Source organism: Sphingomonas sp. ID0503, from assembly GCF_048565625.1.
GTDB lineage: Bacteria > Pseudomonadota > Alphaproteobacteria > Sphingomonadales > Sphingomonadaceae > JBLZUR01.
Genome location: NZ_JBLZUR010000002.1, coordinates 913,601 through 923,939, shown reverse-complemented (window position 1 = coordinate 923,939; position 10,339 = coordinate 913,601). Strand labels below are relative to the sequence as shown.

Sequence of the window (10,339 nt, the reverse complement as noted above, 5' to 3'; positions counted from 1 at the left end):
CGCGGCGATCAAGGTCCAACAGCGCTAAGCAGCCGTTGTTTACAATGTGATCAGGCGAAGAGTTCGGGCCGGCGCAGCCGAAGTGTCTGAATCAGCAGCAGCGTCTTCATATCCGGGATTTCGCCGGCGTCAGCCATGCACGCGACGCGATCGAGCGGGATCTCGTGAACGGTGATCTGCTCGTTCTCATCCGCGACGCCCCCGCCCTCCCCGACGCGATCGGCGAGGCCGTATTCCGCATGGTACAGCCAGTTCCGCTCGGTCGAGACGCCCGGCATCGACCAGCTGCGGGCGACGAGATCGAGCGCGGTCAGGCGGACGCCCGCCTCCTCCAGCGCCTCCTCCGCCGCATTGGCGTCCGGTGCCATATCCGCTTCGAGCGATCCGGCGGGCGCTTCGAGAATGTCGCCCTCGCCTGCCCGCATCACGGCCGCGCGCGGCTGGCTGACGAAGAGGGCGACGCGGCGCACCGGATCGAAGGGCAGGACGGTGGAGGCGTCACCGTGATCCTCGACATGCCGCTCCGCCGTGCGTCCATCCGCCATCGCCAGCGTTACCAGCCGGAGCGAGACGAAGTTCTGGTAGATGAGCGTTTCGCCGAGGATCATGGCACGGTTGTGCGCGGGAAAGCGGCCGAGGGGAAGCATGGCGGACGGCAAACAGCGGATAGTGACGGTCAACGACAGGATGCAGCAGGGTTATACCTATGCGCTGGAGGCGCCGGCCGGCCGGAACTTCGACCCCGGCTTCGGGCCAGAACTGACGCCGAAGGAGATGCTCGCGCTCGGCGTGTTCGGGGGCAAGTACATGACCGACTGCCGCGCCGAGTTTCCGGCGAGCTGGTTTGCGAAAGCGAAGCTCGCCGGCGGCAAGCGAGACCCGGACCTCAACTATTTCGGCGTGCTGTCCGGCCAGCCGCTCTCCGTCTGGCGCGCGAAGGGCTGGATACGGGAGGAAGACCCGCGCGGCTGGTTCCAGTGGTACTGCCGCTACTATATGGGCCGGCGGCTGGGCGCGGAGGACAAGCGGCAGATCGGCCGCTGGCGCGCCTTCGCCCGCCATGCGGGACAGATCCGCAAGCATTGCGAGCCGGGCGACCCGAGCTGCCGCCCCGTCCAGCGTCAGGCCCTGCTGCAATGGGCCTATGACAGCCGGCAGATGTGACGCTACCAACCGGTCCATGCTGACCGATATCGAGATCGCCCGCGCCGCCCCGCTGAAGCCGATCGCGGAGATCGCGGCGAAGATCGGCGTGCCCGACGAGGCGCTGGAACCCTATGGCCGCCACAAGGCTAAGATCGATCTGAACTGGCTTCTGGGCCGTCAACGTAAAGGCGAAGGCGACGGTCGGTTGATCCTCGTCACCGCAATCAACCCGACCCCGGCAGGCGAAGGCAAGACGACGACCTCGGTCGGCCTTGCCGATGCCCTGACACGGAGCGGGCGCAAGACCGTGCTCTGCCTGCGCGAGCCGTCGCTCGGCCCGTGTTTCGGCCAGAAGGGCGGCGCGACAGGCGGCGGGCGGGCGCAGGTCGCGCCGATGGAGGACATCAACCTCCACTTCACGGGCGACTTCCACGCGATCACCGCCGCGCACAATCTGCTGGCGGCGATGATCGACAACCACATCCACTGGGGCAACGCGCTCGACATCGACGTGCGTCGGGTGGTCTGGCGGCGGGTGATGGACATGAACGACCGGGCGCTGCGCGACATCGCGCAGTCGCTCGGCGGACCGGCCAACGGCTACCCGCGCGAAAGCGGTTTCGACATCACGGTCGCGTCGGAGGTGATGGCCATCCTCTGCCTCGCGGAAAGCCTCGAGGACATGGAGCGGCGGCTGGGCGACATCGTCGTCGCCTATACCCGCGACCGGCGACCGGTGACCGCGCGTGACCTGAAGGCGGACGGCGCGATGGCGGTGCTGCTGGCCGACGCGATCAAGCCGAACCTCGTCCAGACGCTGGAGGGAACACCCGCCTTCATCCATGGCGGACCGTTCGCCAACATCGCCCATGGCTGCAATTCGGTGATCGCCACGCGAGCCGGGCTGGCGCTGGGCGACTATGTGGTGACGGAGGCGGGGTTCGGCGCTGACCTTGGCGCAGAGAAGTTCTTCGACATCAAGTGCCGTCAGGCCGGGTTGAAGCCCGCTGCCGTGGTGCTGGTCGCCACCGTTCGCGCCTTGAAGATGAACGGCGGGGTAGCGCGCAAGGACCTTGATCGGGAGGACGTGGGTGCGGTGGAGGCGGGCGGCTTGAACCTGATCCGTCATCTCGAAAACCTGCGCCAGTTCGGCGTGCCTGCGGTCGTTGCTATCAACCACTTTCATACCGACAGCGAAGCGGAAACCGCCGCTGTTTGGGCCATCGCCGCGGCGCATGGCTCCGCCGCCTATGTCTGCCGCCACTGGGCCGAAGGCGGCGCGGGTGCCACTGAGCTCGCTGAGGCGATCGTTGCTCTGGCGGACGGAGGTGGTGGCAACTTCGCCCCGCTCTACGACCTCGACCTGCCGCTGTTCGACAAGATTCGGACGATCGCCACGCGCATCTACCGGGCAGGCGAGGTGACCGCGGAGCCGAGCGTGCTGGCACAACTCGCGCGCTGGGAGGCGGCGGGGCACGGCCGGCTGCCGGTGTGCATCGCGAAAACGCAGTACAGCTTCTCCACCGACCCGGACCTGCGCGGCGCGCCGGAGGGCCATGCCTTTGCCGTGCGTCAGGTGCGCCTTGCCGCCGGAGCGGGCTTCGTAGTCGCGATCTGCGGAGAGATCATGACCATGCCGGGCCTGCCGCGCGTTCCGGCGGCCGAGGCGATCCGCATCGACGCGGAAAGCAGAATCGACGGGCTGTTCTGAGGGCGCGTTCGATCTCCAGCAAGGTGGTGCAGTTTTCGGTTCAAAGACTTAGGGGGCTTCGATATGGGGCTGGGAACTGTTCGATAGCAGTTCGCCGGGGGGGCAACGCTGCAATGTTCCGTATCCGCTCGCTCCTGATGATCCTGCTCGCGTTTTTCGCGGCCGCTTCGCCCGCCGGAGCGAAACTATTGCGCACTGGCGAGGCGCTCTGCTTCGCCGTCACGCCGCAGCAGGTTCCGGATGCGGCGGTCGATCGTCTGACGTACCGTTGTAGCGGGCACCCACGGGACTACCGCCAAGCCTCGCTCTGGTTACGGACCCCCATTCCGCAGAATGCCCGCGAATGGGCCCTGATGATGCACCAGACGCGCTTCGATCGGGCGGTGGCTTATTACCGCTATACGGATGGCGTGATCGACCGCGAGACCATCCGCCGCGGCGACTTCGGGCAGCGCTGGCGCATCGGCGGCCAGATCCTCTTCAGCCCGCCCCTGCGCGACGCGGCGTTGCAGGCGATCTATCTGCGCGTGGACAGGCTCTCTTCCGAACGGCTGCTGCGCCTCCGCCTCAAGCCCGCCGACGAAGCCGGGTCGGACCTGTCGCTCGCGGCGATGCTGGTGGGTGCGGGGCTGGTGCTGCTGTTCCTCGGCACGATCTACAATCTGTGCCTTGCAGTGGCGATCAGGCGGCAGTTCCTGGCGTGGCACGGCGCATGGGCCTGTTCGGTTCTGGTCTGGGGCCTCGTCTGGTCGCAATTGGCGCTGATCGCCTTTCCGGGCATGGCCGGCACGATCGCAGCGCGAACGAGCACGGCGTTATCGGGCATCGCCATCGCCATGGCGACGTTCAGCGCCGCAACAGCCTTCGCGCCCGCCTATCTGCCGCGCTGGTTGCGCAGCACGCTGATCGTACTCGGGGTCGCGATCTTCGCCTGCTGCATCTTGGCGGCGACCGAGTTCGGCGGCAACGTCGATGTCTACGGCCCGATGCTGGAGGTGCTGACCCTCTCCATTCTCGGCCTCGTCGCCGTCGCACTCGCGATCGCGTGGGGACGCGGCAGTCGGGAGGCGCGCGATCTGGCGAGCGCCTGGTCGGTGCCGATGCTGGCCCTTGCCTCCACCACGGTCTTCAACCTGGAAGACCGGATGTTCGGCGGCGGGCCGCAGCTTCTGGTCCTGTTCGCCAGCGCGCTGCAGACGCTGTGGTTGTCGGTCGCCACCACCATCCGCCTGTCCCGCCTGAGGATCGAGCGCGACGAGGCGCGCGCCTCCGAGAACGAGATGGGCGAGCTTGCCCGTCGCGACACGCTGACCGGATTGCTCAACCGGCGCGGTATCCTCGAGTGCTGGCAGCGATTCTACCTCCAGCCCTTTCGGCCCGATTTCGGTCTGGGCTTGCTGCTGATCGACGTCGATCACTTCAAGTCGGTGAACGATCTGTTCGGCCACGAGGTCGGCGACGATGTCCTTTCGCGCATTGCGCGGATGCTGAAGGTGTACGAGAACAACCTGCGGATCGCCGGTCGCTGGGGCGGCGAGGAGTTCATGATCGGCATCGGCGCGGCATCGCGTGAGGATATCCTCTCCCTCGCTGAAAAGCTTCGGGCAGATCTGGCCGCCTGCCGCCATGGTGTCGTGTCGGACAGCCGGCCTGTCACGGTCAGCGTCGGTGGCGCATTCGGCACCGCCGGAACATCGTTCGGCGCACTGTTTCGCGCCGCCGACGGCGCGCTTTACGAAGCCAAGCAGGCGGGTCGCAACCGCGTCGTCTTCACCGATGCTGGCCCTGGCATCGACAGCCTCGATCTACGATGGAACAGCTGGGATCAGGCACGTCCCGTGCCTGAGACAGAGGTATAGAACCGGCGATTTGGTCCCGCGCCCGTTCTCCGCTAACAGCGCCGCCGCACGGCGCGGGAGCTTTCCGCGCCATCGATCGTCCATAAGGACGGCTTAGTACGGAGAGTAGCATGGACAGCCCGGCGGCGCGGCGGAATCAGCCCGCGCTGAAGCTGCACGTTCCGGAACCGAAGTTCCGCCCCGGCGACCCTGCCGAGTTCAGCCACCTGATCATTCCGGCGGCCGGCGAGACGCCGCGCCCCGACACGGCGGCGGAGGCGAGCGCGATCCGTGCGCAGGCCTATGGCCTCGTCCGTGTCCTGGACAGCGAGGGCAAGGCGCTAGGCCCCTGGGACCCGAAGCTTGATCCCGACACGCTGATCCGCATGCTGCGACAGATGGCGCTGACCCGCGCCTTCGACGAGCGGATGTATCGTGCGCAGCGGCAGGGCAAGACCAGCTTCTACATGAAGTGCACGGGGGAAGAGGCGATCTCGATCGCGTCCACCGCCGCGCTGGATGCCGAGGACATGGTCTTCCCCTCCTACCGGCAGCAGGGCATCCTGATCTCACGCGGGCAGAGCCTGGTCGACATGATGTGCCAGATCTACTCGAACCGAGGCGACCGGCTGAAGGGCCGGCAGATGCCGATCATGTATTCGGCGCGCGACAAGAACTTCTTCTCGATCTCCGGCAATCTCGCTACGCAGATGCCGCAGGCGGTGGGCTGGGCGATGGCCTCCGCCTCGCGCGGGGACACGCGGATCGCGACCGCCTGGTGCGGCGAGGGGTCGACGTCGGAAGGGGACTTCCACTCGGCGATGACCTTCGCCAGCGTCTATCGCGCGCCGGTGGTCCTGAACGTCGTCAACAACCAATGGGCGATCAGCAGCTTCTCCGGCTTTGCGGGGGAGGAGGCGACGACCTTCGCCGCGCGCGCGATCGGCTACGGAATCGCCGGGCTGCGGGTGGACGGGAATGATGCGCTGGCGGTGTATGCGGCCACCCGTTGGGCGGCGGAACGGGCGCGCACGAACAATGGGCCGACGCTGATCGAGCATTATTCCTATCGCGCCGAGGGGCACTCCACCTCGGACGACCCGTCGAAGTACCGTTCGGCAGAGGAGCGTTCGGCCTGGCCGCTGGGTGATCCGATCGTGCGGCTGAAGGATCACCTCATCGCGCTCGGCGCGTGGGATGAGGAGCGGCAGTCGGCGATGGACAAGGAGTTGGCCGAAGAGGTCCGCGCGGCGGGCAAGGAGGCGGAGAAGCTGGGCATCCTCGGCGACGGCCTCCACCAGCCCTTCGACACGATGTTCGAGGAGGTGTTCGAGGACATGCCCTGGCACCTCCGCGAACAGATGGCCCAGATGAAGGCCGAGCGCGAGGCGGCGGGGATATGAGGCTCATCGGGACGAGCTCCCTCTCCCCTTGCGGGAGAGGGCCGGGGAGAGGGGTGCGAGCCGAAGGCGAGCGTTGCGCGACCGGCGATCGCCCGCGCCGGCATCGAGCCGGCGCGCGCGAACCCCTCTCCCAACCCTCTCCCGCAAGGGGAGAGGACTTCGTCGGAGGTGCCCGCGCATGACCACCATGAACATGATCCAGGCGATCAACTCTGCGCTCGACTGCTGCATGGCGGCGGACGACAAGATCGTGGTGATGGGCGAGGACGTCGGCTTCTTCGGCGGCGTGTTCAAGGCGACAGAAGGTTTGCAGAAGAAGTACGGCAAGGAGCGGGTGTTCGATACACCGATCTCCGAACTCGGCATCATCGGCGTCGCGGTCGGCATGGGCGCCTACGGGTTGCGGCCGGTGCCGGAGATCCAGTTCGCCGACTATATCTACCCCGCGCTCGACCAGCTGGTGTCGGAGGCGGCGCGGCTCCGCTACCGTTCGGCGGGCGAGTATATCGCGCCAATGACGGTGCGGTCGCCCTTTGGCGGCGGCATCTTCGGCGGGCAGACGCACAGCCAGTCGCCTGAGGGGATCTTCACCCATGTCGCGGGGCTGACGACGGTGGTTCCATCTACGCCCTATGACGCCAAAGGCCTGCTCGTCTCCGCGATCGAGGACAATGATCCGGTGATCTTCTTCGAGCCGAAGCGGATCTACAACGGCCCCTTCGACGGGCATTACGGACGGCCCGTCACGCCCTGGTCCAAGCACCCGGCGAGCGAGGTGCCCGAGGAGATCTACCGGATCCCGCTCGGCAAGGCAAATGTCGTGCGAGCGGGTGAGGACGTGACGATCCTCGCCTATGGCACGATGGTCCATGTCGCCGCCGCTGTGATTGAGGACACCGGCGTGGACGCCGAGCTGATCGACCTGCGCACACTCGTTCCCCTCGACATCCAAGCGATCGAAGAGTCGGTGCGCAAGACCGGTCGCTGTGTGATCGTGCACGAGGCAACGCGCACCGGCGGCTTCGGCGCGGAGCTGTCGGCTCTGGTGCAGGAACGCTGCTTCCACCACCTCGAAGCGCCGATCGAGCGCGTGACCGGATGGGACACGCCCTACCCCCACAGCCTGGAATGGGCCTATTTCCCCGGCCCCGTCCGCATCGGCGAAGCGCTGAAGCGCGTGATGAAGGACTGACGAGATGCCCCGCTACACCTTCAAGCTCCCCGACATTGGCGAAGGCATTGCCGAGGCCGAGATCGTCGCCTGGCATGTGAAGCCGGGCGATATCGTCGAGGAGGACGCGCCGCTCGCCGACATGATGACCGACAAGGCGACGGTGGAGATGACGGCGCCGGTTGCGGGCAAAGTGGTCGAGACGGCCGGCGAGGTCGGCGACCAGATCGCGATCGGATCGATGCTGGTGGTGTTCGAAACCGAAGGCGATGCGGAAGCCGTGGAGCCGGAGGTGCAGGTCGCGCCGAACGAGGCGGCGGCGGTGGCCGCACCCAAAAGGGCGGAGGAGACCGAAATCCTCCCTGAGCAAAGCTCGGGGAGGGGGACCGCTCGCGAAGCGAGTGGTGGAGGGGGCGACGTCGCAGATGGCGCTGAAGTGCCACCTATCCACCATCAGCCTGCGGCTGACGATCCCCCTCCCCCCCCTTCGGGAAGGGAGGATGGGAGGAAGGTCCTCGCTTCTCCCGCCGTCCGCGCGCGTGCCAAGGCGCTCAGCATCGACCTCGCCGACATCCGCGTCGAAGGCGACCGGGTCCGCCACGCGGATCTCGACGCATTCATCTCCTACAATGCGGGCTATGCCCCCGCCGCACCCGCCCGCGCCGACGAGCAGGTGCGCGTCATCGGCCTGCGCCGCCGCATCGCCGAGAATATGGCCGCGTCGAAGCGCGCGATTCCGCACTTCACCTATGTCGAGGAGATCGACGTCACCAAGCTGGAGGAGCTTCGCGCAGACCTGAACGCCACACGCGGGGCCAAACCGAAGCTCACCATGCTCCCCCTCCTCATCACCGCGATCTGCAAGGCGCTGCCCGCCTTCCCGATGATCAACGCACGCTATGATGATGAGGCCGGTGTGGTGACGCGATCGGGCGCTGTCCATCTCGGCATGGCGACGCAGACCGACGGCGGACTGATGGTCCCCGTCATCCGCGACGCGCAGGCACGGAACATCTGGCAGCTCGCGACCGAGATCACCCGCCTCGCGGACGCCGCACGGACCGGAAAGGCGAAGTCGGAGGAGCTGTCCGGCTCTACCATCACCATCACCTCACTCGGGCCGCTCGGCGGGATCGCCACCACGCCGGTGATCAATCGGCCCGAGGTCGCGATCATCGGCCCGAACCGGATCGTCGAGCGTCCCGTCTTCCGCGATGGACAGGTGGTCGCCGCCAAGCTGATGAACCTCTCGATCAGCTGCGACCATCGGGTCGTGGACGGCTGGGACGCCGCGAGCTTCGTCCAGGCGGTCAGGCGACTGGTTGAGACGCCGGCGCTGCTGTTCGCCCCCGAATAGCGGACTTGCGTTCCCGGCTTCGCCACCGCTAAGGGCTCCGCATTCGCAAGGATCCGGTGCAATTCCGGATGGCTATTCCGGCCGCCGATCCGCCGGACAACATCACACATCGTCGATCATGCGCGGGGATCGTCCGCGCGATGTGCCTTGCTGCGGAACGTCGCATGCAGAAAGCTCTCACCCGTTATCGGCGGGAATGGTTCACCGATGCCGCCACCGCACGCCGCGACGTGCTGGCCGGCATCGTCGTCGCCCTCGCCCTCATCCCCGAGGCGATCGGCTTTTCGATCATCGCGGGCGTTGATCCGCGTGTCGGCCTCTACGCCTCGGTCGCGATTGCGGTGATCATTGCGTTCACGGGCGGGCGGCCGGCGATGATCTCGGCCGCGACCGCCTCCGTGGCCGTGCTGGTCGGGCCGCTGGTGCGCGATCATGGCGTCGAATATCTCTTCGCGGCGACGGTCCTGATGGGCCTCTTTCAGATCGCGGCGGGGCTTCTGCGGCTCCACTTGGTGATGCAGTTCGTTTCGCGATCGGTCATCACCGGCTTCGTCAATGCGCTCGCCATCCTGATCTTCATGGCGCAACTGCCGCAGCTGACGAATGTCGGGTGGCAGACTTATGCGATGATCGCGGGCGGGCTCGCCGTCATCTACCTGTTCCCGCGTGTCACCAAGGCCATCCCCTCGCCCCTCGTTGCGATCCTGATCCTCTCGGCGGTCAGCATCGGCGGCGGCGTGGCGGTGAACACGGTCGGCGACATGGGCCTCCTGCCGGAGGGATTGCCGAGCTTCGCCTTGCCGCAGGTGCCACTGACGCTGGAGACGCTCCGCATCATCCTGCCCTATTCGCTGACGATGGCGGCGGTGGGTCTGCTGGAGTCGCTGCTGACTGCGCAGATCGTCGACGACATGACGGACACGGACAGCGACAAGCGCCGCGAATGCGCGGGTCAGGGCGGCGCGAATATCGTCGCCGGCGTGTTCGGCGGCATGGGCGGGTGCGCGATGATCGGGCAGTCGGTGATCAACGTCAGCTCGGGTGGGCGAACGCGCCTGTCGACCTTCACCGGCGGCGCGTTCCTGCTGTTCCTGCTGGCGGTGCTCGGACCGTGGGTCGGCCGCATCCCGATGCCGGCGCTGGTCGCGGTGATGATCATGGTGTCGATCGGAACGTTCAGCTGGGCGTCGATCGCCAATCTCCGCCGCCATCCGCCGACATCCTCTGTGGTGATGCTTGTGACGGTGGCCGTGGTGGTCGCGACGCAGGACCTGTCGCTGGGGGTTCTGGCGGGCGTCTTGCTGTCCGGCATCTTCTTCGCAGGCAAGGTGCAGCGGATGTTCGCGGTCGAGCGCCGCCTGTCCGAGGATGGAGCGACGGCTACGTACCGCGTGGCGGGGCAGATCTTCTTCGCCTCAGTCGATCGCTTCACCCGCGCCTTCCAGGCCGACGAGACCGCGCCGCGCGTCCTGATCGACGTCACCGCGGCGCATTTCTGGGATATCTCCGCCGTCGGTGCGCTCGACAAGATCGTCGCGCGGCTGCGATCTCAGGGGCGGATCGTGGAGGTAAGCGGTTACAACCGGGCGAGCGCGGATATCATCGATCGCTTCGCCCTCCACGACAAGACCGGCGTCGAGACGGGTGCTGTGCCGCATTGAAGGCGAAGGGTAAGGCAGCAAACCGCTTGCCAAACCGGTCATGGGGCGCAAG

8 protein-coding genes and 1 other annotated feature are annotated in these 10,339 nt (G+C 66.9%); of the genes, 7 read left to right on the top strand and 1 reads right to left on the bottom strand.

The genetic code is table 11. The features are described 5' to 3' along the window. Nucleotides 1–50 precede the first annotated feature (50 nt). On the bottom strand, nt 51–608 hold the full coding sequence (locus ACM608_RS05410) for an ADP-ribose pyrophosphatase (RefSeq protein WP_419682235.1): 558 nt from the start codon (nt 606–608) through the stop codon (nt 51–53). A gap of 37 nt (nt 609–645) precedes the next feature. Here ACM608_RS05410 and ACM608_RS05405 point away from each other — a divergent pair, with 37 nt between their 5' ends. The 7 genes from ACM608_RS05405 (at nt 646) to ACM608_RS05375 (ending at nt 10,287) form a co-directional block, all read left to right on the top strand. Next, nucleotides 646–1,164, top strand: coding sequence for a hypothetical protein (locus tag ACM608_RS05405; RefSeq protein WP_419682234.1), 519 nt, complete (start codon nt 646–648; stop codon nt 1,162–1,164). A gap of 16 nt (nt 1,165–1,180) precedes the next feature. Next, entirely contained in the window at nt 1,181–2,857 is a 1,677-nt protein-coding gene (locus ACM608_RS05400) for a formate--tetrahydrofolate ligase (protein ID WP_419682233.1), read from the top strand. 113 nt (nt 2,858–2,970) lie between these two features. Continuing rightward, nucleotides 2,971–4,716, top strand: coding sequence for a diguanylate cyclase (locus ACM608_RS05395; protein WP_419682232.1), 1,746 nt, complete (start codon nt 2,971–2,973; stop codon nt 4,714–4,716). A 110-nt stretch (nt 4,717–4,826) separates the two neighbouring features. Beyond that, nucleotides 4,827–6,098 (top strand): 3-methyl-2-oxobutanoate dehydrogenase (2-methylpropanoyl-transferring) subunit alpha, encoded by a 1,272-nt coding sequence (locus tag ACM608_RS05390; protein WP_419682231.1) that lies wholly within the window; start codon nt 4,827–4,829, stop codon nt 6,096–6,098. 187 nt (nt 6,099–6,285) lie between these two features. Further along, nucleotides 6,286–7,290 (top strand): alpha-ketoacid dehydrogenase subunit beta, encoded by a 1,005-nt coding sequence (locus tag ACM608_RS05385; protein ID WP_419685108.1) that lies wholly within the window; start codon nt 6,286–6,288, stop codon nt 7,288–7,290. Nucleotides 7,291–7,294: 4 nt separating this feature from the next. Next, on the top strand, nt 7,295–8,626 hold the full coding sequence (locus tag ACM608_RS05380) for a dihydrolipoamide acetyltransferase family protein (RefSeq protein WP_419682230.1): 1,332 nt from the start codon (nt 7,295–7,297) through the stop codon (nt 8,624–8,626). 46 nt (nt 8,627–8,672) lie between these two features. Beyond that, nucleotides 8,673–8,728: a sequence feature (sul1 is cis-regulatory element that is thought to sense ions involved in sulfur or methionine metabolism; They are found in Alphaproteobacteria), on the top strand. Between the two features lie 62 nt (nt 8,729–8,790). Continuing rightward, the gene (locus ACM608_RS05375) at nt 8,791–10,287 is read left to right on the top strand and encodes a SulP family inorganic anion transporter (RefSeq protein WP_419682229.1); all 1,497 of its coding nucleotides are present in this window, start codon (nt 8,791–8,793) and stop codon (nt 10,285–10,287) included. Nucleotides 10,288–10,339: the final 52 nt, after the last annotated feature.